20 protein-coding genes, 3 rRNA genes, 1 other RNA gene and 1 riboswitch (1 of these 25 only partly in view) are annotated in these 21,465 nt (G+C 62.7%); of the genes, 4 read left to right on the forward strand and 20 right to left on the reverse strand.

Translation table 11 applies throughout. The annotated features are described in order from the left end of the window. Nucleotides 1-72 precede the first annotated feature (72 nt). The 11 genes from leuS to LCH97_RS11960 form a co-directional block, all read right to left on the reverse strand. On the reverse strand, nucleotides 73-2,688 hold the full coding sequence (leuS, locus tag LCH97_RS11910) for a leucine--tRNA ligase (RefSeq protein WP_227301880.1): 2,616 nt from the start codon (nucleotides 2,686-2,688) through the stop codon (nucleotides 73-75). A gap of 118 nt (nucleotides 2,689-2,806) precedes the next feature. Further along, the gene (locus LCH97_RS11915; RefSeq protein WP_227301881.1) at nucleotides 2,807-3,187 is read right to left on the reverse strand and encodes a hypothetical protein; all 381 of its coding nucleotides are present in this window, start codon (nucleotides 3,185-3,187) and stop codon (nucleotides 2,807-2,809) included. Nucleotides 3,188-3,198: 11 nt separating this feature from the next. Next, a complete protein-coding gene (locus LCH97_RS11920; protein WP_227301882.1) occupies nucleotides 3,199-4,011 on the reverse strand; it encodes a sulfite exporter TauE/SafE family protein in 813 nt (270 codons plus the stop codon). Beyond that, entirely contained in the window at nucleotides 4,011-4,469 is a 459-nt protein-coding gene (locus LCH97_RS11925) for an EVE domain-containing protein (protein WP_227301883.1), read from the reverse strand. The genes LCH97_RS11920 and LCH97_RS11925 overlap by 1 nt, the downstream gene beginning before the upstream one ends. 27 nt (nucleotides 4,470-4,496) lie before the next feature. Then, entirely contained in the window at nucleotides 4,497-5,090 is a 594-nt protein-coding gene (locus LCH97_RS11930) for a 5-formyltetrahydrofolate cyclo-ligase (protein WP_227301884.1), read from the reverse strand. A gap of 24 nt (nucleotides 5,091-5,114) precedes the next feature. Further along, nucleotides 5,115-5,298, reverse strand: a non-coding RNA gene (gene ssrS / locus LCH97_RS11935) — 6S RNA. Nucleotides 5,299-5,313: 15 nt separating this feature from the next. Continuing rightward, complete coding sequence (locus LCH97_RS11940; protein WP_017507599.1) at nucleotides 5,314-5,631, reverse strand: cell division protein ZapA; 318 nt, start codon at nucleotides 5,629-5,631, stop codon at nucleotides 5,314-5,316. Continuing rightward, on the reverse strand, nucleotides 5,628-5,831 hold the full coding sequence (locus LCH97_RS11945; protein WP_227301885.1) for a hypothetical protein: 204 nt from the start codon (nucleotides 5,829-5,831) through the stop codon (nucleotides 5,628-5,630). Before LCH97_RS11945 ends, LCH97_RS11940 begins: the two co-directional genes overlap by 4 nt. 21 nt (nucleotides 5,832-5,852) lie before the next feature. Next, nucleotides 5,853-6,725, reverse strand: coding sequence for a cobalamin-binding protein (locus LCH97_RS11950; protein ID WP_227301886.1), 873 nt, complete (start codon nucleotides 6,723-6,725; stop codon nucleotides 5,853-5,855). Further along, nucleotides 6,722-7,255: a bifunctional adenosylcobinamide kinase/adenosylcobinamide-phosphate guanylyltransferase gene (cobU, locus tag LCH97_RS11955; protein WP_227301887.1), complete on the reverse strand. Its 534-nt coding sequence runs from the start codon at nucleotides 7,253-7,255 to the stop codon at nucleotides 6,722-6,724. Before cobU ends, LCH97_RS11950 begins: the two co-directional genes overlap by 4 nt. A gap of 139 nt (nucleotides 7,256-7,394) precedes the next feature. Then, a complete protein-coding gene (locus LCH97_RS11960; protein WP_227301888.1) occupies nucleotides 7,395-9,221 on the reverse strand; it encodes a TonB-dependent receptor domain-containing protein in 1,827 nt (608 codons plus the stop codon). Between the two features lie 124 nt (nucleotides 9,222-9,345). Continuing rightward, nucleotides 9,346-9,552: riboswitch (cobalamin riboswitch) on the reverse strand. Between the two features lie 138 nt (nucleotides 9,553-9,690). On the opposite strand from LCH97_RS11960, the gene cobT reads away from it, so the two are divergent. From cobT to LCH97_RS11980, 4 genes are all read left to right on the forward strand, one after another. Continuing rightward, on the forward strand, nucleotides 9,691-10,725 hold the full coding sequence (gene cobT / locus LCH97_RS11965) for a nicotinate-nucleotide--dimethylbenzimidazole phosphoribosyltransferase (RefSeq protein WP_227301889.1): 1,035 nt from the start codon (nucleotides 9,691-9,693) through the stop codon (nucleotides 10,723-10,725). Nucleotides 10,726-10,860: 135 nt separating this feature from the next. Continuing rightward, nucleotides 10,861-11,466 (forward strand): histidine phosphatase family protein, encoded by a 606-nt coding sequence (locus tag LCH97_RS11970; RefSeq protein WP_227301890.1) that lies wholly within the window; start codon nucleotides 10,861-10,863, stop codon nucleotides 11,464-11,466. Nucleotides 11,467-11,539: 73 nt separating this feature from the next. Further along, nucleotides 11,540-12,373, forward strand: coding sequence for an adenosylcobinamide-GDP ribazoletransferase (locus tag LCH97_RS11975; protein ID WP_227301891.1), 834 nt, complete (start codon nucleotides 11,540-11,542; stop codon nucleotides 12,371-12,373). Between the two features lie 61 nt (nucleotides 12,374-12,434). Beyond that, complete coding sequence (locus tag LCH97_RS11980; protein WP_227301892.1) at nucleotides 12,435-12,941, forward strand: hypothetical protein; 507 nt, start codon at nucleotides 12,435-12,437, stop codon at nucleotides 12,939-12,941. A gap of 70 nt (nucleotides 12,942-13,011) precedes the next feature. On the opposite strand, the gene speB is transcribed toward LCH97_RS11980, so the two are convergent. The 9 genes from speB to LCH97_RS12025 all read right to left on the reverse strand — a co-directional run. After that, nucleotides 13,012-13,980 carry an agmatinase gene (speB, locus tag LCH97_RS11985; protein WP_017507608.1) on the reverse strand — a complete coding sequence of 323 codons (969 nt, stop codon included), beginning with the start codon at nucleotides 13,978-13,980 and terminating at the stop codon, nucleotides 13,012-13,014. A 290-nt stretch (nucleotides 13,981-14,270) separates the two neighbouring features. After that, entirely contained in the window at nucleotides 14,271-16,232 is a 1,962-nt protein-coding gene (locus tag LCH97_RS11990) for a PhoX family phosphatase (protein WP_227301893.1), read from the reverse strand. A 150-nt stretch (nucleotides 16,233-16,382) separates the two neighbouring features. Continuing rightward, nucleotides 16,383-17,237, reverse strand: a complete 855-nt coding sequence (locus LCH97_RS11995) for an SPOR domain-containing protein (protein ID WP_227301894.1) — start codon at nucleotides 17,235-17,237, stop codon at nucleotides 16,383-16,385. Further along, nucleotides 17,234-17,947 (reverse strand): type III pantothenate kinase, encoded by a 714-nt coding sequence (locus LCH97_RS12000; protein ID WP_227301895.1) that lies wholly within the window; start codon nucleotides 17,945-17,947, stop codon nucleotides 17,234-17,236. Before LCH97_RS12000 ends, LCH97_RS11995 begins: the two co-directional genes overlap by 4 nt. Further along, entirely contained in the window at nucleotides 17,944-18,909 is a 966-nt protein-coding gene (locus LCH97_RS12005) for a biotin--[acetyl-CoA-carboxylase] ligase (protein WP_227301896.1), read from the reverse strand. The genes LCH97_RS12000 and LCH97_RS12005 overlap by 4 nt, the downstream gene beginning before the upstream one ends. Then, on the reverse strand, nucleotides 18,906-19,409 hold the full coding sequence (gene rfaE2 / locus LCH97_RS12010; RefSeq protein WP_227301897.1) for a D-glycero-beta-D-manno-heptose 1-phosphate adenylyltransferase: 504 nt from the start codon (nucleotides 19,407-19,409) through the stop codon (nucleotides 18,906-18,908). Before rfaE2 ends, LCH97_RS12005 begins: the two co-directional genes overlap by 4 nt. A gap of 135 nt (nucleotides 19,410-19,544) precedes the next feature. Next, nucleotides 19,545-19,658: ribosomal RNA gene (gene rrf / locus LCH97_RS12015) — 5S ribosomal RNA — on the reverse strand. 68 nt (nucleotides 19,659-19,726) lie between these two features. Then, a 5S ribosomal RNA gene (rrf, locus tag LCH97_RS12020) occupies nucleotides 19,727-19,839 on the reverse strand. Nucleotides 19,840-19,944: 105 nt separating this feature from the next. After that, nucleotides 19,945-21,465: ribosomal RNA gene (locus LCH97_RS12025) — 23S ribosomal RNA — on the reverse strand (it continues 1,370 nt past the right edge of the window).

Genomic DNA, 21,465 nt, shown 5'->3' on the forward strand with positions numbered 1-21,465 from the left:
GATGAAAACGGCGCGGGCCAGGCCGCGCCGTGCACCCGCCCCGGCAGCGTATGCCAGGGCCTGGGTACGGGTTTAAACCACGATGTTGACCAGGCGGCCGGGCACCACGATGATCTTCTTGGCAGGCTTGCCTTCCATGAACTTGATCACGTTCTCGTGCGCCAGCGCAGCGGCTTCGATCACGTCCTTGCCGGCGTCGGCAGCTACGGTCACGCTGCCACGCAGCTTGCCGCACACCTGCACCATCAGTTCGATCTCGCTCTTCACCAGCGCGCTTTCGTCCACCTGTGGCCAGGCCTGGGACAGCAACTCGGTACCCGGTTTCAGGGCGCTCCAGATCGCGTCGGTGATGTGCGGCACGATAGGCGACAGCAAGATCGTGGCGGCTTCCAGCACTTCCTGCGCCACGGCGCGGCCAACGTCACCGCTGGTATCGGCCTTGTCGTAGGTGTTCAGCAGCTCCATCACCGCGGCGATGGCGGTGTTGAATTGCAGGCGGCGGCCGTAGTCGTCGGCCACTTTCTGGATGGTGCTGTGCAGCTTGAAGCGCAGCTCTTTCTGGCTGGCGTTCAGCTCGCCCGCGCTGTACGGCGCGGTGATGCCGGCGGCCACGTGTTCACGGCTCAGCTTCCACAGGCGTTTCAGGAAGCGGAACGCGCCTTCCACACCGGCGTCAGACCATTCCAGGCTCTGCTCCGGCGGGGCGGCAAACATCATGAACAGGCGCGCGGTGTCGGCGCCGTAGTTTTCGATGAATTCCTGCGGGTCCACGCCGTTGTTCTTGGACTTGGACATTTTCTCCACGCCGCCCACCACTACCGGCTGGCCGTCTACGCGGTGGGTCGCGCCGATGATCTTGCCCTTGGCGTCGCGTTCCAGTACCACGTCTTGCGGCGCGATCCAGTCCTTGCTGCCGTTAGGCAGGTCGCGGTAGAAGGTTTCGCAGATCACCATACCCTGGGTCAGCAGGCTCTTGAATGGCTCGTCGCTGTCCACCAGGCCTTCGTCGCGCATCAGCTTGTGGAAGAAGCGCGCGTACAAGAGGTGCAGGATGGCGTGTTCGATGCCGCCCACGTACTGGTCTACCTGCAGCCAGTAGTTGGCCGCAGCCTTGTCCAGCATGGCGGTGTCGCACTGCGGGCTGGCATAGCGGGCGTAGTACCAGCTGGACTCCACGAAGGTATCCATGGTGTCGGTTTCGCGACGGGCTTCGCCACCACACTTGGGGCAGGTGGTTTCGTAGAAGGCCGGCATCTTGGCCAGCGGGCTACCGGCGCCGTCCGGAATCACGTCTTCCGGCAGTACTACCGGCAGGTCTTTTTCCGGCACCGGCACGTCGCCGCAGCACGGGCAGTGGATGACAGGAATCGGGCAGCCCCAGTAGCGCTGGCGGCTGATACCCCAGTCGCGCAGGCGGTACTGGGTTTTCTTGGCGCCGGCAGCTTTGGCTTCCAGGTCGGCCACGATGGCGTCGAAGGCGGCGGCAAAGGCCAGGCCGTCGTACTTGCCGCTGTTGCGGGTGATCAGGCCTTCTTTGGCGCCGTACCAGTCTTGCCAGGTAGTCGCGTCGAAGTTGTCGTCGCCGCTAGCCGGGGCATACACCTGGGTAATCGGCAGGCTGTACTTGTTGGCAAACTCGAAATCGCGCTCGTCGTGCGCCGGTACGGCCATCACCGCGCCTTCGCCGTAGCCCCACAGCACGTAGTTGGCAATCCATACCGGCAGCTTGGCGCCGGTCAGCGGGTGCACCACGAACAGGCCGGTGTCCACGCCTTTCTTTTCCATCTTGGCCACGTCAGCCTCGGCCACGGAGCCGGCTTTGCATTCGGCAATAAATGCCTGCAGCGCAGGGTTGGCCGCGGCGGCCTGGGTGGCCAGCGGGTGCTCGGCAGCCACTGCCACATAGGTGGCACCCATCAGGGTATCCGGACGGGTGGTGTACACCTTCATTTCGCCGGCGTGGCCGATGCTGTCTACGTCGTAGGCAAAGGACACGTCGGAGCCGAAGCTCTTGCCGATCCAGTTGCGCTGCATGGTTTTCACCTGCTCTGGCCAGCCATCCAGCTTGTCCAGGTCGTTCAGCAGCTCGTCGGCGTACTTGGTGATGGCGAAGTAATACATCGGGATTTCGCGCTTTTCCACCAGTGCGCCAGAGCGCCAGCCACGGCCATCCACTACTTGTTCGTTAGCCAGTACGGTCTGGTCTACCGGGTCCCAGTTCACCACGCCGTTTTTCTTGTAGATGATGCCCTTCTCGAACAGGCGGGTGAACAGCCACTGTTCCCAGCGGTAGTAGTCGGGCTTGCAGGTGGCCAGCTCGCGCTCCCAGTCCAGGGCAAAGCCCAGGCTGTCCAGCTGCTTTTTCATGTACTCGATGTTGGCGTAGGTCCACGCGGCCGGTGCGCCACCGTTTTTCATGGCGGCGTTTTCTGCCGGCAGGCCAAAAGCATCCCAGCCCATGGGCTGCAGCACATTGAAGCCTTGCGCGCGTTTGAAGCGGGCCAGCACGTCGGTAATGGTGTAGTTACGCACATGGCCCATGTGCAGCTTGCCGGACGGGTACGGGAACATCGACAAGGCGTAGTACTTGGGGCGGGTGCTGTCTTCCACGGCCTTGAAGGCCGCGGTTTTTTGCCATTTCTGCTGGGCGGCGGCTTCAAGCTCGCGCGGGCTGTATTGTTCTTGCATGGGGATCTCTTGGCGCAAAAAAGCGTGAAAATTCAATCGGGACATTATAACGACGCAGGCTGCCAGTGCCTACACGGCAGCTGGCAGCCTGGCGAAAAAGACCATAGCCGGCCGGCACTCAGGGGCAGGGCTTGCGCTGCCAGCCCTGCGGGCCACGGTAGCAGCGCTGCTCGGCCAGCTGTCGGGTGATGTACCAGCGGCTATCGGCACCACGAATCAGCTGCAGCGACCAGCGCCGCGCGCGCACGCTGTCGTCCAGCAAGCCATCTTGCTGGACGCTCATGCTAACGCGGTCGAACGATTCCGGTTGGCTGCGCTGGCTGATGCGCAGGCGGGCGTACTCGAACTGGCCATCGCGGCCCATGTCGGGCGCCAGGTAGGCCAGCGCCACTTGTACCGGCAGCTCGCCCGGCTGCCCGGTATACAGCGGCCCGCTATCGGCCTGGGCGGTGCCTGCGGCCAAGCCGGCCAGCAGGCACGCGATCAACGTGCGCTTCATGGTGTGTCCTTTCAGCCGTGGCGCAGCAGCGTCCACAGCATTTCGCTGGCCATCACCACCATCAGCACGGCGAAGGCCTTTTTCAGTTTTGCCACCGGCAAGGTATGCGCGGCACGGGCACCCAGCGGGGCGCACAGCACGGTCATCAACATCAATGCCAGCATGGCCGGCAGGTAGATAAAGCCCAGGCTGCCCCACGGCAAGCCCGCCACACTCCAGCCGCTGGACAGGTAACCCAGCGCGCCGGATACCGCAATCGGCCAGCCCAGCGCGGCGCTGGTGGCTATAGCTGTATGCACCGGCACGTTACACCAGCTCATGAACGGTACGCTCATGGAGCCGCCGCCGATACCCACCCAGCTGGACACCATCCCGATGACGCCACCGGCGGCGCCTTTACCCACCAGGCCTGGCATATTCCGGCTGGCCGGCGGCTTGGCGCCGAGAAACATTTGCGCGCCAATGGCGTAGGCGTACACCACAAAAAACCACTTCAGGCCATTACTGGGAATAAACCCTGCCAGCAGGCTGCCGGCAAAGGTGCCCAATACCATGGCCGGCGCCATGCCACGCACGATGGCCCAGCTTACCGCGCCCTTTTTATGGTGCTCGCGTACGCTGGCCACGCTGGTAAACACCATCACCGCCAGCGAGGTACCCACCGCCAGATGCTGTACATAATTGCCGCCCAAACCTGCGGCCTCCAGCACGCCAACCACCACCGGCACAATTACCAGCCCACCGCCCACACCCAGCAAGCCGGCCAGAAAGCCGGCAATGGCACCAAAACCCAGCAGTACGGCAAACATCGTTAAAGACAACATCAGAAAACGTGCTCCTGCAGATAGGCCCATTGTTCGGGCGTGACGGGGGTAATAGACAAACGGTTGCCGCGCGCCAGCACGGTCATGTCCTGCAAGGACTCATGCTGACGCAATTCAGCCGGTGACACCAGCCGGGTTTTGCGCACGAAACGTACGTCTACGCATTGCCAGCGCGGCTTGTCGGGCGGGGATTTGGGGTCGAAGTAAGGGCTGGCCGGGTCGAACTGGCTGGGGTCGTCGTGCGCAGGCGCCACCACCTCGGCAATGCCGGCAATACCCGGCTCGGGGCAGGACGAGTGCCAGAACAGCAGCAAATCGCCCGGCTGCATCTGGTCGCGCATGAAGTTGCGCGCCTGGTAGTTACGCACACCGGTCCACACAAAGTGGCGCTGCGGCGCGGCTTGCAGGTGGTCGATGCCCACATCGTCGGGCTCGGATTTCATCAGCCAGTAGGCCATGAGGGTCCTTTCACGCGCGGCATGCGCTCAGGCAAAACGATGCAGGCCGCTTTCGGTCAGAAGGTAGTCGAGGCGAACGTCCCACGGCTCGCGCGGCACACGGGCCACGCGCTGGCAGTCGTAGGCCACACCCACCAAAAGCGGCTTGCCATAGCGCGGGTGACGGCGGCGGAAGGCCAGCGTGCTGTCGTAGAAACCGCCGCCCTGCCCCATGCGGTAGCCGTCGGCGTCGATGCCCAGCAAGGGCACAAACAGTACGTCCAGCCGCTCGGCGCGCAGCTGCGGGCCGGCGTACTCGGCAATGCCGTAGCGCGGGTGGGTATACCAAAGGTTGGCCGCACCCAGGCGGGCAAACCACAGCCGGCGCCCGCGCTGCGGGATCACCGGCAGGTACAGCGCCGCACCACGGCCGCGCGCGGCGGCCATCAGCGGCGCCATGTCCAGCTCGCTGCCGGCGGCGATATAGGCACCCAGGTGCTTGCCGCGGCATAACAAGCGCGAGGCATGGCGGGCAATGGCGCGGGCGGCCTGCTGGCGATAGGCACGCGGCAAGGCCATACGGGCGCGGCGCAGCGTTTTGCGCAGCTGTGCCTTGGCGCTAAGCAGGTCGGCGGCTGTCATCGGGTATCAGAGGGAAAACGGGGGGAGTCCCCCGCGAGTGTCGATCCGGCAAAATTCGCTTGTACCCTGTTTCCAGGGTGGTCGCCCGCCCGTTGCTTCGGGCACATCCGGCTAAGGGACGCGGCACACCTGCAACCATGGCTAGCAACCGTAGCGAACGCATTGGTACAAAGGAATTTGGGAGCCTTCTCGAACACCGCAGGGGGTAGACGGATGTTCTGTACTACGAGAGCAGGCCTTGCTGGCCGGCGCTTAGCGCCTGGTCTGCTGCCTCGCTCATACTGCGTATTTTACGCTGGATTGCGGCCATCTCCAAGCCACCATCGCCTACTTTCACTTTCAACAGATCGTGGGCAATGTTCAGCGCAGCCATGATGGCGACCTTGTCAGTATCCATCACGCGGCCAGTGGCTTGAATACTATCGATTTTTTCGCCCAGCAGGCGCACGGCCTGCTCCAGCGTTTCGCGCTCTTCTGCCGGGGTGCCAATGGAAAAATGGCGGCCCAGCAGGGTAACGTCCACCTGAACCACGTCGCTCATGCTTCGTTCTCCTTCGGCAAGCGGTCAATCAGAAGGGTCACGCGGTGGCGCGTTTCTTCCAGATTGAACTTCATCTCGGCGTTTTCACGCATGGCTTCGGCCAGCGCCGAGGCAAAGCGGCTATTTTGGGTTTCCAGCTCGTGAATGCGCGCAATCAGCGCAGCGACACGGCCTTCCAGATATTCGAGTTCGTGTTCCATGGCGGCGAGAATAGCCAAGCGCTACGGGGGCGTCAAACCCAGCTTGCGCCTGGCATGATCCAGAGTGCTACACAGTTGTTCGGCAGCCCCGGCCAGACGCGGGCCGGGACGGCTTATCGTGTCCTGATCCAGGGTAAGTTGCAAGCCTTGCGCGACGGCGGGCAGCTGCGGCCAACGTTGCCAGCGGGCATGGTTGGCCGCATTAAACGCCAGCATGACCTGCGGGCGCGCCAGTACTACCGCCTCGATACTGACCTGCGGCGCAGGCAGGGCAGCCCCGGCAAACACATTGTGGCCACCACACAGGGTAATGAGCGAGCCCAGAAAACTGTGCTTGCTCACGGTAAAAACGGGGTTGTCGCCTATTTGCATAAATACCGACACTGGCGCGCTACGGCGATAACGCTGCTGCAGGCCGGCGATGCGGCGCTCGAACGCCGTGGCCTGCGCGTCGGCCTGGGCGGCGTGGCCGGTCAACTGGCCCAGATCGCGCATCTCACGCGGAATGTCAGCCAGCTGCAGCGGGGCGCTGATATACACCGGCACACCCATATCGCGCAGCTTTTGCACGGTGCGCGGGTTGCCGCCATCGCGCCAGGCCACGATCAGATCCGGCTGTTGTTGCAGGATGGCTTCGATGCTCAGACCGCTATAGCCGCCGACACGCGGCAGCTGGCGCGCGGCTGGCGGGTAATCGCTGTAATCCACCGCCGCCACCAGCTGGCTACCCGCGCCAATGGCGTACAGGTTTTCCACCGCGTGCGGCACCAGCGCCACCACACGGCGCGCGGGTGCGGGCAGTACCACACTATTGCCCTGCGCATCGCGCACCGATACCGCCGCCATGGCCGGCGCCGCCAGCCATAGCGCAGCCGCCCATAGCCGCCACCTCATGCCGCGCCTTTCAAGACCAAAGGTTGGCCGCAGGCCACCAGCGTGACGCGCTGGCATACCGCTGCCACGTCCTGGTTCAGCCGCCCCAGCTCGTCGACAAAATGGCGGGTTTCCGCCCCCAGCGGCACCACGCCCCAGCCCACCTCGTTGCTCACCAGCACGATCTGCGCCGGCGGCGCGGCCAACACCGCCAGCAAGCTGCTGCGTTGCTGCTGCCAGGCGTCGGCGTCGAACTGGCCGTGCTCGTCGAAAAAGCGCATCAGCCACATGCCCAGGCAATCCACCAGCACCAGGCTACCCGGGGCGGCCTGCTGCAGCGCCTCGCCCAGCTTGCGGCCAACCTCGGCCAGGCCCCAGTGCGCCGGACGTCGCGCCCGATGGTGGGCGATGCGCTCGGCAAAGGCCGCATCGCTACGGCGCTCGGCGGTGGCCACGTAGCACACGGCGCCGGCGTGCTGCAGCGCCAGGCTTTCGGCGTAGCGGCTTTTGCCGCTGCGGGCACCGCCGCTGATCAGGTGGGTAGTGGTCATGGTGTGTATTCCTGTCAAAACCGGCTCGGGGCGGGCAAGGTAAGACAAACCCCGCTGCCAAGGCAAGCGGGGCGGGGTTGGCCGCACACGGGCGGCCAGCAGGCAAGACCCCGCGCCAGCGGGGTGCAGGCACGTGGGCTTACTGGGCGTAGCGTACGCCGACAAACCAGCCACGGCGCGGCTGATTGTAGTCTTTTACCGTTTCGTAACGCTTGTCACCCACGTTGGTCAGCTTGGTATTCAGCGTCCACTGCTTGTCCAGCTGGTAGTCGGCACCCAGGTTCACCACGCCGTAGCCGCGCAGGTACTCGGTATTGGCCGTGCTGGTAGGGCGCTTGCCGGCGGCACGCAGCTCGGCGCTCAGCGTAGTGCGGTCCAGCGCCAGACTGGCGGTAACGCCACCGTGCAGCTTGCTGCGGTACTGCAGTATCTTGCCGGTTTTCTCGTCGCGCGCACGCTGCGAGGTCACGTTGGCCGCCAGGTTGATACCGGCGATCACGGTGCTGCCTTCCAGCGTCTGGCCGGTGATGTGGGCTTTATCGATATTGATCACGCTGGAATAGTCGGCGTTACCGGCGATCAGGTTTTCAATACGGTTATCAAAGGCGGTGAACTTCACGCTGTTGCTACCCTGGCGCCACTGCGCGGACAGCTCGCGGTTACGCGCTTCTTCCGGTTTCAGCTTGGGGTTGCCCTGGTAGCCAAAGGACAAAGGCCAGTACAGGTCATTGAAGCTTGGCGCCTTGAACGCTGTACCGTAACCCACGCGCAGCAGCCAGCCGGCAGCAGGAACAAAGCCGTAGCCGACCTGGCCGGTACGATGGCCGCCAAACTGCGAGTTGTCGTCATAACGCACGCTACCCTGCAGGCGGTGGGCACCAAACTCGCCCTGATAGCCGGCAAACGCGGCGTTCACACTACGGCGGGTCTGGGTGAAGGCCGTGCTGCTGAGGACGTGCTGCTCGGTGTTGACCAAACCCAGCGCCAGCAGGCCGGCACTGCCCAGGCTCAGATCATTCTGCCACTGCCACTCATTCTGGCGGGTTTCATAGTAGCTACTGGGCTTCACGAAGTTGCCGTTGGTATAGTTCAGCGACTTGTCGGCGCTATAGCTGTAACGCAGGCTACTGTTCCAGTGTTCGCCCAGACGGTTTTTCAGCTCCAGGCTCTGGCCTACCAAGCGGGAGTTGGCTTCGTCCTGCGCCTTGGCCGAACCGTCGTATTCGTTAACGCTTTCCGACTGGAACGCCGTCAGGTTCAGGCTGTGGCCAGGCGCCAGCTGGTGCTGCACGCTGGCGTTGTAGGTGGTGTTCTCGTAGCCGTCACGGTCCGGGTTATAGGTAGGCAGACGGTTGCTGCGCGCCGAAATGCCTTCGGTACGATTATGGCTAAAGGCCAGGTTGAACGCGGTACGGTCTACCTTGCCGGAGATACCGGCGCCCACGACACGCTTGCCTTCGGCACCCACGCCCACGTTGGCCGACAGCGCTGGCGCGCCGCTGCCGCGCTTGGTAAAGATCTGCACCACGCCGCCGATGGCGTCGGCACCGTACAGGCTGGATGCCGGGCCGCGCAGGATCTCGATGCGCTCGATGGCGTCCGGGTTCAGGTATTCCAGCGAGGTCGTCCCTGCTGTAGCCGAAACAACGCGCACGCCGTCAATCAGCACCACGGTCTGTTTGGCCGTAGCGCCGCGCAGCATCAGGCTGCTGCTCTTGCCTTCGCCACCGTTGCTGTAGAACTCCACGCCAGCTTCGCGACTGAGCAGCTCGGCGACGGTGAGGTTGCCGGACTGCGCGATTTCCTCGCGGCCCAGCACGGTGATATCGGATAGCACTTTGGCCACCGGGGTGGTGGTACGCGTGGCGGTTACGACCACTTCATCCAGGGTGACAGGCTGGTTGGCCATGGCGGCCTGGGCACAGGCCAGCGCTACCAGCGTGGCCAGGGGTTTGCTTTTGAACATGTAGACACACTCCGTAATGACAAAAAGGGAGTGCGGAGAAATAAAAGGACACAAGCGCACTGCCGGCAGGCACCGGTAGCAGGCTGTCTTATCGCCTCCCCGCGATACTCCAGCAAGACGCGATTCCGCCGCGTCTATTGCAGGCCGGTCTCCGGGCTGGGCCATTCGGCATCGTGCCTTCCCACCCTGCGGGGCAGTGGCTTGTACGATGCCTGGAGCGCGTACGCTCAGGCCTTACCGTTGCGGGGGCAGCGCCGGTCTTTCACCGGCTTCCCGTTTCACCTGCCCACGCCGTCTGGGCGTGGCAGGCACCTGCAAGCGACCATTATAACGGGATGCTGCGCCGCAGAACGCCAGCGCGGGAAATTAAACCATCTGCATGAAGCCCCCATTGCCAGCTGCGCTGCGCTGTCGTATGGTCTGCCCGTTCGCCTGCCCTGCAGGCCAGGAAATCATGCAAGGACCCCACATGCCACGTATCCCCGCCCCCAATCTGTCTACCCGCCAAGCCGCCGAAGCCCGCCAGCAGCAGCTGACCAAACCCGCCGGCAGCCTGGGCAAACTGGAGCAGCTCGCCATCACCCTGGCCGGGCTGCAGGGGCGCGACATCCCGCTACCGCTGTCGCCGGCCATTACCGTGTTTGCCGGCGACCACGGCGCCTGCGCCGAGGGCGTATCGGCTTTCCCGCCAGAAGTCACCGGCGCCATGGTGGCCAACTTCGTCCACGGCGGTGCCGCCATCAGCGTACTGGCGCGTGCCAACCAGGCACGGCTGGAAGTGGTGGATGCCGGCGTGGCCAGCGACCTGTCCGCCCTGCCCATCGTGCACGCCAAGGTACGTGCCGGCAGCGGCAACCTGCGCCGTGAAGCGGCCATGAGCCGCCAGGAGGCCGAAGCCGCGCTGCAGGTTGGCCGCGACGCCGCCCGCCGCGCCATAGCCGACGGTGCCACGCTGCTGATTGCCGGCGACATGGGTATTGGCAACACCACGCCGTCTGCCGCGCTGATTTGCCGCCTCACCGGCCACAGCGTGGAGGCCATTGTGGGCCGCGGCACCGGCGTCAGCGATGCCGGCCTGGCGGTAAAACGCCAGGTCGTGGCCGATGCGCTGGCCCGCGTGGCCGGGCAAACGCTGGACGGCCACGGCGTACTGGCCGAGCTGGGCGGGCTGGAAATCGCCGCCATGGCCGGTTTTTATCTGGAAGGCGCGCGCCAGGGCGTACCGCTGTTGCTGGATGGCTTCATCAGCACCGCTGCCGCGCTGGTAGCCCACGCCATCGACGCCGATATCGCCCCATGGCTGCTGGCCAGCCATTGCTCGCAGGAAACCGGCCACGCGCTGGCACTACAGGCGCTGGGCCTGAGCCCGCTGATCGACCTGGGCTTCCGCCTGGGCGAAGGCAGCGGCGCCGCCGCCGCGCTGCCACTGCTACAGCAAGCCATCGCGCTGCACGCCGGCATGGCCACCTTTGCCGAGGCCGGCGTGGCGGGCAAAAGCGCCTGATAACCGCCACAAGGCCATCGCCCGGGTGGCCACTGACGGGTATCCTTGCCAAAGCTGCGCCGCAGGCGGGCCCAAAATGCCTGCTGCGGCGAGTCGGCGTTTCTCATGTACTTTTGTGGCCAGGAGGCTTGCTGCATGAACCCCTATACCCTCACCCTGCTGCGCCACGGCGACATCGACCACCAAGGGCGGCTGATCGGCCACACCGACCTGCCGCTCACCGCACAAGGCCAGGCCGATATGGCGGCCAGCTGGCAGCGCATCGTGCAGCTGGCGCCGGTCAGCTGCATGGCCACCTCGCCACTGCTGCGTTGCCGCGAATTTGCTGTACAACAAGCGCTGGCCAGCCGCGTGCCCTTGCACGTGGCCCCGGCCTTGGCCGAGTGCCACTTTGGCGCCTGGGAAAACCGCCCGCTGGCCGATATCAGCGCCACCACGCCAGACTGGCAAACGTTACTGGCGCGCGGCCTGCTCACGCCGGAAGGCGGGGAAAGCTTCGATGCTTTCCGCACCCGTGTGCTCACCGGCTTTGCCGAGTGGATGCAGCAGGCACGCGGCAGCCACCGCGTACTGGTGAGCCACGGCGGCGTCATCAATGTGCTGCTGGCCGAGCTGCTGGGCACCGAGTTCAACGTGGCCCGGCTGATGGCGGTACAGCGCGGCGGCTTTGCCCAGCTATCGATTCTGGATGGCCACCCGGCCTACCTGACACGGCTGGAATCGCCGCAGCCAGCCAGCTAGCCCACAAGCCACACACAGGCTACCCACGGGCAGCCCACCGCTTACCCACAACCTTATCCACAGCTTATTGCCCATGCGCACCCTCATCCTGGCGATCCAGTTTCTTACCCGCCTGCCCACGCCGCAGCTGAAAACCTTCGACCCGGCGTGGCTGGCCGACGCCGCGCGCTGGTTTGCCCCGGTGGGTGTGCTGGTGGGTGCCATCGTATGGCTGGCGGTGCTGGCGGGCAGCCTGGTGGATCCCTGGTTGGCCGCATTGGCCGGCCTGCTGGCCTGGCTGTGGGTCACTGGCGGCCTGCACATCGACGGTCTGGCCGACCTGGCCGACGCGCAGGGCGCAGCGCACCGCTCGCGCGAACGCTTTCTTGAGGTGCTGAAAGACCCGCATCTGGGCAGCTTTGGCGTACTGAGCCTGGCCACGCAGCTGATAGTGAAACTGGTGTTGCTGATGCTGCTGGTGAAGCTGGGCGCGACTGGCCTGGGCGGCTTGCCGGGTACGCTGGTTTCCCCGGATGTGTCTGCGGCTTATCCGGGCTACCACGGCGCCCAGGACGGCATCGCAGCGTTGAAAAGGTTGGCCGCCACGCTGGGCGGGCTGGTACTGGTACCAGCCTGGGCGCGGCTGTTCACCGTGGCGTGGTCGGCCACGCTGCCAAGCCTGGCGGCGGGTAGCGGCGAACGCTTTGCCTGGCGCCCGCACTGGCTGAGCTTCTGGCTGTGTGGCCTGCTGTTGGCAGCCGCCAGCGCCTGGCTGGCACCGGTACTACTGCTGGCACCACTGGCAGGGGTGTTCTGGTGGGCCTACCTGAAGCGCAAACTGGGCGGCATGACCGGAGACTGTCTGGGTGCCGGCATCGAGGTATGCGAAAGCCTGCTGCTGCTGGCGCTGGTGGTGGCAGCACACTGATCGCATTGACATGAAACATGTCATCATGATGAGATATTGAAAACCATTCTCAATATCCAGCATGAAACTCGACAGCTTTGGCCTGGCGGCCGTCATCGTCATCCCAGTCAGCACCGTGCTCGTGTGGGTGGTAGCGCACTTCGCGCTGCCTGCCCTGCCCGTCTTGCTCGGCGGCGTTTTGCTCAGCCTGCTGCTGGCGCTGCGCATCAAACCGCTGCCATGGTCAGCCTTGCCCGCCGCGCCGTCACGCTGGCAGCAAGCGCTGAACCTGGCCGTGTGGCCCATCCTGACGCTGCCGTGGCTGCTACCGCAAGCCACGCTGCTGTTCGATGTCGTGTTCAGCTGTTGGATAGTCACCACGCAAACGCTGGCCTGGCGTCAACAGGGCACGCTGGCGCTAGGTTGGCCGCAACGCACGCTATGGCTGATCGCGGCCGCCTTGTTTCTGCTGACCAGCCTGCTCGCCAGTGATAGAAGCGTACTGGCGCTGGTATTCGGCGTCTTGTTCGGCTGGGTAGGCCTCAGCGGCCGCCGCCCGCGCTGGGGCAGCCCGCCACCGCAGGCATGAAAAACCGCGCCGGGCAGGCTGCCGGGCGCGGTGCGGGTAGTGCGGCCAACCTTGGCCGCCGGGTCTAGCGTCAGAGCTGGCCCGCTACCTTCTTGTTGCGCATCAGGCACAGCATGTCACAGGCGATGTGCGCCGCCGCAATGGCGGTGATTTCGCTCTGGTCGTAGCTAGGCGCTACTTCCACTACGTCCATGCCGACGATGTTGAGGTCGCCCAGGTTGCGGATGATCTTCAGCGCCTGCGCGGTGGTCAGGCCGCCCGGTACCGGCGTGCCGGTGCCCGGCGCGGCGGACGGATCCAGGCAGTCGATATCGAAGGTGACGTACACCGGCGCGTCGCCGATGGTTTTCTTGATCTCGGCGATGGTAGCGTCCACGCCGTTATCGTGTACCCACGGCGCGCCCAGCACGTTCAGGCCCATGAAGTCGTCGTTCCAGGTGCGGATGCCGACCTGTACCGATTTGGCCGGGTCGATCAGGCCTTCTTTCACCGCCTTGTAGAACATGGTGCCGTGGTTCAGGCTGTCCGGCTCGTCGTCCGGCCAAGTGTCACAGTGCGCATCGAAGTGCAGCAGCGCCAGCGGCTTGCCGTACTTTTCGGCGTGTGCAATCAGCAGCGGGTAGGTGACAAAGTGGTCGCCGCCGAAGGTCAGCATCTTGGCGCCGCTGGCCAGGATGGTACGCGCGTGTTCGATGATGGACGGCTTGATGGTGAGCGGGTTGTGCGCATCGAACCAGCAATCGCCGTAATCCACTACGGCCAGGTCTTCAAACGGGTCGAAGCCCCACGGGTAGGGCTTGAGCTCGGCCAGCTGCACGCTGGCGGCACGGATGGCCTGCGGGCCCATGCGCGCACCGCTGCGGAAGGTCACCGACAGGTCCAGCGGAATGCCGGATACCACCACGTCCACGCCTTCCAGGTTGCGCGTGTAGTTGCGGCGCATGAAGGACAGCACGCCAGCGTAGGTGTTTTCGATGGAAGAGCCGTACAGGCTTTGGCGGCGGATGGCACCGTCGCCACGGATTTGATCGTCAGACATGTTCGCTCCACAAAAAGAGCACGCCGTAGTGACGCCACGGCGATTACCGTCCATCTGTACAGCCGACGGTTTGAGGCTGGCGCACCCCGCGGCACGCAGCGCGAAGTGTGACGCCAGCGGCGCCACACGGCAAGTTTTATCACCATGATCGCCACAGCATCCATCCTGGCCTGTTGATGGCAGACACACCCCGGGCGCTGGCCATGCGTGGCGTGCCCTGATGCTGGCACGCGGCCATGAAAAAACCGCCCCGATCTCTCGGGGCGGTCTGCCTTTGCGCTACGGTAGACTTAGCTGCCGATCACACCACCATCGAGCTTGCGCACCACCACGGTGGCGGCGCGTGGACGGCCGGCTTTCGGGCCATCCGGCCAGCTGGAAATGGCCAGCGGCTTGGCCGGGTCATTGCGCTCGTCAGCCGGTTCGCCCGGGTGCTGGATGTTGACGAACATGGTCTTGTTGTCCGGGGTAAAGGCCAGACCGGTGATTTCACAACCATTCGGCCCGGTAAGGAAGCGGCGGAATTCGCCGGTTTCCGGCACCACGGCCAACATCTGGTTGTTGCCCATGTCCTTGTATTCTTTCATGTTGACGGTAGAGGTCGACACGTCGGTTTGCACCCACAGCACGCCCAGCTGGTCGAACTTCAGGCCGTCCGGGCTACCGAAGGCATCGCCCTTGATATTGCCCACGTGTTCTTGCTTGGCTGCGTCCGGGCGGCCGGCCAGTGCAAAAATATCCCACTTGAAACCAGCGCTGGTGGCATCGCCGCCGTTTTCTTGCCAGCGGATGATATGGCCGAACAGGTTGGCATTACGCGGATTGGCCGCATCGGCACCCGGCTTGCCTTCCTTGCCGCGATCGCTGTTGTTGGTCAGTGTGCAGTACACCTCGCCAGCTTTGCGCGGGTTAACGGCAATCCACTCCGGGCGGTCCATCTTGGTGGCGCCGGCAATGTCGGCAGCCATACGGGCCTTGATCACCACGTCGCCCTGGTTGGCAAAGCCCTTGTCGGCGGTCAGGCCGTTCTGGCCGGCCACCAGCGGCAGCCAGCTACCGCTGCCGTCCGCGTCGAAACGCGCCACGTACAGCGTACCTTCTTCCAGCAGCTGCATATTGGCCTTGCGGTTTTTCGGGTCGTACTTGTTCTTGGAAACAAACTTGTAGATGTATTCGAAGCGCTGGTCGTCGCCCATGTACACCACCACATGGCCGTTGGCCGCGATGGTGGTGGTGGCGCCTTCGTGCTTGATACGGCCCAGTGCGGTGCGCTTCACCGGCTTGGCTTTCGGGTCGAACGGGTCGATTTCTACCACCCAGCCAAAGCGGTTGGCTTCGTTGGGGTTCAGCTGCAGGTCAAAGCGGAAGTCTTCCCACGCCCACTTATAGCCGGCACCGGTAGGGGAAATGCCGTAGCGTTTTTCCAGGTCGGTCAGGTTGCCGGACTCGTTGGCAAATACGCCGTCGAAGTTTTCTTCGCAGGTGAGGTAAGTGCCCCACGGGGTCGGGCCGCTAGCACAGTTCTGGAAGGTACCCAGGATTTCTACTGCTTGCGGGTCCGCTTCGGTTTTCATCAGGTCGTGGCCACGTGCCGGGCCGCCAATGGCGATCGGGGTATTGGCGGTAATGCGGCGGGCGTACTTGGACGGACGCACAACTTGCCAGCCTTTGCCGGTGGCTTCCACTTCAACAATGGAAACACCCACCGCGGCCTGGGCTTTCTTCACTTTATCGCCGCTCCAGCCGTTCATGCCGTTTACGTGCAGCAGGCCGTCGTCGGTGTATTCGTGGTTAATCGCCAGCAGGCCGTGCTTGGAGCCGGTGGCACCCAGTGGCAGCGGGTAGTAGTGCATGCCGTCGTGGTGCATGCCGGCCTGGGCTTCTTGCTCGGCGGCGGTATTGGAGGCGTCTTGCTTGAACGCCGGCATATTGCCGGGAATACCCACCGGGTCGCCCCAAGCGTACAACACTTCAGCGGTGTAGCCTGCCGGTACGACTACCTTGTCTTCAAAACCGAATGGCACGGGTGCAAAACCCAGCTTGGGTGCCGCCAGGGTACCGACACCCTGTGCTGCTTCGGCCAGCGTGGTAAATGTGCCGGTAAACAAGCCGGCCATACCCAGTGCGCCGGTACCTTGCAACAGGCCGCGGCGCGACAGGCGCGCTTCCAGCACATCGGACAGTGCCGGGTTATTACAGGTATTGGCGGTGTCATTCACACCGTGGTGTTTGATTTTGTAGCCGTCTGACATGTGGGACCCCATCGCTGCAAGCGTTGAAATGAACGTTGCAACCTTAAGGTATCTTTGTGACAGTACGATCAAGGCAATATGTCCATAACATGACACGTCATGGTTGGCCGCAATAAAAAAGGCAGACTCTCGTCTGCCTTTGTCTCCCGCCTAGCGGCACGCCTGGACCGGTATGCCTGGTAGCAGCCGCTTTTGTAGCGCTTTGAGTTTGCTGGCGGTAGCCTCGTCCAGCTGGCGGAAGCTCAGCGTGGTGACTTTCACCACATCACCGCGACTATCCACTTTGGCCTTGTCGTAACCGGCGGCCTTCAGACGCTTCACCAGTGCCTGCGCGCCCTCTTCGCGGCCAAACAGGCCCAGCGACAAATGGCCCTTGAACTCGCCGGCGGTCTGCACGATGTAGCTGTCAAAACCTTTGGCCTTCAGCTCGGCTACCAGTGTCTGGGTTTCTGCCTGTGTGGCTAGCGGCGGGTAGAACACCCAGGTCTTGCCCGAGCCACGGCGCTGGTCTACGACGCTGGCCTGTGGCGGGCTGGACAACTTCAGCAAGGGCACACCACCTTGCACACGCGCCAGCTGTTGCGGGTCCAGCCCACCCCAGCTGTAGCACAGTGTCGCGGCGGCCGGTTTGGCATCAGCGACTTTGGTCTCGGCCGGTTTCGCAGCCTTGTCATCTGCTTTAGCTTCCTGCACTTTGGTTTCAGGCTTGGCGGCCAGCACTGCGGGCTTGGTCTCTTTCGGCGCAGCTACCGTTGCAGTGGCACTGGCCACAGCGGGTGGCGCCGGCATGGCCTCGGCCTGCGGCATGCTGCTGGCGATATCGGTCGCCGGCGCGCTGGCTTCTGGCGCACTGGCTAGCAGCGGCTTCCAGTTAGCCGGCAGCATTTTCAGCTGTGCTGCATTGACTTCCTGCGCGTGAATATCCACTTCGGGCTTTTGTTTCAGCGCGCCATACAGCGCGGCCAACAGGTTGACCACTACCAGCGTTCCAATAAACCACTTCATGAGCCGTTCGCCACGTTTGCTAAACCATAGATGACAAGATTATCCACGATACGGGCATCAAACGGGAGGTGTGGCCGCAACAAAGCCGCGTCACCACCGGTGAGCAGCACCTGCGGTGCCTGCTGCCGCTGTGCGGCCAACCTGCGTACCACACGCTCTATCGCCCCGCACAAGGCATCGACCACCCCGGTAGCCAATGCGTCTTCCGTACCCTGTGGAAAGTCACACACCTGCCCTGCCGCTCGATCCAGTTGCGCAGTATTGTGCGCCAGTGCCTGCAGCATCAGGCGGTAGCCCGGCAGGATGTCACCGCCCAGATAGTCACCGTCGGCCGTCAGCACTTCAATCGTCAGCGCGGTACCTGCACTGGCAATCACGACATCATCCGCACAGAGCTGACGGGCACCCAGCACGGCTAGCCAGCGGTCGGCCCCCTGCTCGGCCACTTGCCGGTAGTGATTGCGCACACCCAGTGCGGCCGGCTGTGCGCGCTGCCATTGCACGGCACAGGGTGCGGCGTCTGTAATAGCTGCACGCACGCTGCTACTGGCCACATTGGCTGCCAATACAGCGTCTACTGCCAGGCTGTGCCAATGCGCGGCCAACTGGCCCAGATCCGCATGCGGCAAGGCTTGTACCGGGGACAAGGTTTCACCATCCCACAGCGCCCACTTGACCCGGCTGTTGCCCGCGTCGATCAGCAGCTTCATGGCTGCGGCCTCAGGCTGACTTCACCTACGTGGAACACGCGCGGCCCGTCGGCGGTATCCACCTGCAAGGCACCGCTCTCATCCACCCCGATAGCCATACCGTCCACCGGCTGCCCGTGGCTGAAAGTCAGCCGTACCGGTTGCTGCAGGTAGGCGGCCAAACCCAGCCACTCGTCGCGGAAAGCAATAAAACCCTCGCGGTCAAACTGGCTCAATACTTGCGCCAGCTGGTTCAATAGCGCCGCCATCAGTTCATTGCGGCCAACCTTGATGCCGGCATCCGCCAGGTTAGCCACCGGCTGGTCAACCTCACCCGGGTTAGCCACATTCAGGCCGATACCAATCACCACGGCTGCCGGGCCTAAGGCATCGCCAGACAGCTCGATCAGGATACCCGCCAGTTTGCGGCCATCCAGCAATACATCGTTAGGCCACTTCAGGCTCACCGGGGCGCCAAACTCGCGCAGAGCACGCACCATGGCAATCCCCACCACCAACGACAAGCCGGCCAAACCGGACAAACCCCGCTCGAAGCGCCACAGCAAGGAGAAGGTCAAGCCTGCGCCCAGGCGCATCTGCCAGCGCCGCCCCAGCCGGCCACGGCCAGCCGTCTGCCTCTCGGCGGCCAGCACCAGACCATGCGGCGCACCTTGTGCGGCACGGGTCATCAGCTGGGTATTGGAGGAGTCAATCTGCTCGGCCAGTGCCAGGGTAAACACGTTGGCCGCATACTCATCCAGCGCGGCACGAATGCTGGCCACATCCAGCAAGGCAAAGGGCTGTGGCAAACGATAGCCCTGACCACGCACGCTGAATACTGTCAGGCCGAACTCGTTTTCCAGCTGGTGCACCGCCTGCCACACCAAAGTGCGCGAGCAGCCCAGCTGCTGTGCCATGGCCTCACCGGAATGGAACTTGCCATCTGCCAGCGTACGCAATACCGCAAAAGCCAGGTCGCTCATTGGCCTTCCACGGTACGGATTTTCTTGATGGTTTCGGTAGTAGAGGTCGCAAACAAAAACGGGATGGAATGCACGCTACCGCCACGTGCCAGCGTTTCGGCACTACCGACGATCTTGTCCGGCGCCCAGTCACCACCTTTTACCAGCACATCCGGCTTGACCAACTCTATCAACTCGGCCGGGGTATCGCTATCAAACCAGGTCACCAGATCCACGCTTTGCAAGGCGGCCAGCACCGCGGCGCGATTCAGTTCGTTATTGATGGGGCGATCATCCCCTTTGCCTAGGCGCTTGACCGAGGCATCGGTATTCAGGCCCAGCACCAGGCTGGCACCCAGCGCCCGGGCCTGCGCCAGGTAGGTCACATGGCCGCGGTGCAAAATATCAAAGCAGCCATTGGTAAATACCACCGGCCGTGGCAAAGCCGCCAGCTTTTCAGCGAGCTGCTCCGGAGGACAGATTTTTTGTTCGAAATCCGGCGAGGGGTACGACATGCTCATCCTTTCTGCCACTTGTGCACACCACAGGCTACACAATGGCCATCGTCTCTTTGTAATCGCGCAAGCATACCACCCGTATGGCGCCGTACCCAATGCAAAAAGCCCGGACCATAGGGTCCGGGCTTCGTCATGGGGTTCTGGCAATGTCCTACTTTCACACCGGCAATCGGCACTATCATCGGCGCTAGAGCGTTTCACGGTCCTGTTCGGAATGGGAAGGCGTGGAGCCACTCTGCTATGGTCACCAGAAAAACTGTTTGTTTACCTCGCTGGGTAAACCAACGCCCAGACCTATGGTCTGGGCGTCTGTATGGGGCGTCTGGCGGTGTCCTACTTTCACACAGGAATCTGCACTATCATCGGCGCTGAGGCGTTTCACGGTCCTGTTCGGAATGGGAAGGCGTGGGACCACCTCGCTATGGCCACCAGACATAAACTGTCACAAACTTGAAGAAGCCAGGCTGGAAACCTTCCAGCCGGTAGAATTTTCTTGTATCAACCAGCGCTTCATCATCAACAAAGCAACTCAAATGATAGGATCAAGCCTCACGAGCAATTAGTATCGGTTAGCTTAACGCCTCACAGCGCTTCCACACCCGACCTATCAACGTCCTGGTCTCGAACGACTCTTCAGGGAGGTCAAGCCTCCAGGGAAGTCTCATCTTCAGGCAAGTTTCCCGCTTAGATGCTTTCAGCGGTTATCTCTTCCGAACTTAGCTACCCGGCGATGCGACTGGCGTCACAACCGGTACACCAGAGGTTCGTCCACTCCGGTCCTCTCGTACTAGGAGCAGCCCCCGTCAAACTTCCAACGCCCACTGCAGATAGGGACCAAACTGTCTCACGACGTTTTGAACCCAGCTCACGTACCACTTTAAATGGCGAACAGCCATACCCTTGGGACCGGCTACAGCCCCAGGATGTGATGAGCCGACATCGAGGTGCCAAACTCCGCCGTCGATGTGAACTCTTGGGCGGAATCAGCCTGTTATCCCCGGAGTACCTTTTATCCGTTGAGCGATGGCCCTTCCATTCAGAACCACCGGATCACTATGTCCTGCTTTCGCACCTGCTCGACTTGTCGGTCTCGCAGTTAAGCTACCTTTTGCCATTGCACTATCAGCACGATTTCCGACCGTACCTAGGTAACCTTCGAACTCCTCCGTTACACTTTGGGAGGAGACCGCCCCAGTCAAACTGCCTACCATGCACTGTCCCCGATCCGGATCACGGACCAAGGTTAGAACCTCAAACACACCAGGGTGGTATTTCAAGGACGGCTCCACTGAAACTAGCGTTCCAGCTTCATAGCCTCCCACCTATCCTACACAAGTCTGTTCAAAGTCCAATGCAAAGCTACAGTAAAGGTTCACGGGGTCTTTCCGTCTAGCAGCGGGTAGATTGCATCTTCACAAACATTTCAACTTCGCTGAGTCTCAGGAGGAGACAGTGTGGCCATCGTTACGCCATTCGTGCGGGTCGGAACTTACCCGACAAGGAATTTCGCTACCTTAGGACCGTTATAGTTACGGCCGCCGTTTACTGGGACTTCAATCAAGAGCTTGCACCCCATCATTTAATCTTCCAGCACCGGGCAGGCGTCACTCCGTATACGTCCACTTTCGTGTTGGCACAGAGCTGTGTTTTTGTTAAACAGTCGCAGCCACCTATTCTCTGCGACCTCTACTAGCTTCGGACGCGAAGTCCTACACCAACAGAGGCACACCTTCTCCCGAAGTTACGGTGTCAATTTGCCGAGTTCCTTCTCCTGAGTTCTCTCAAGCGCCTTAGAATTCTCATCCTGCCCACCTGTGTCGGTTTGCGGTACGGTTCTTATGCAGCTGAAGCTTAGTGGCTTTTCCTGGAAGCGTGGTATCAGTTACTTCAGGTCCGTAGACCCTCGTCATCACCTCTCGGCCTTAAGGTGCAGCGGATTTGCCTACCGCACCAGCCTACCGGCTTAAACGACCTATTCCAACAGGCCGCTAACCTAACCTTCTCCGTCCCCACATCGCACTGCATAAAAGTACGGGAATATTAACCCGTTTCCCATCGA

The sequence above is a fragment of the Vogesella sp. XCS3 genome (assembly GCF_020616155.1).
In the GTDB taxonomy this organism is placed as follows: domain Bacteria; phylum Pseudomonadota; class Gammaproteobacteria; order Burkholderiales; family Chromobacteriaceae; genus Vogesella.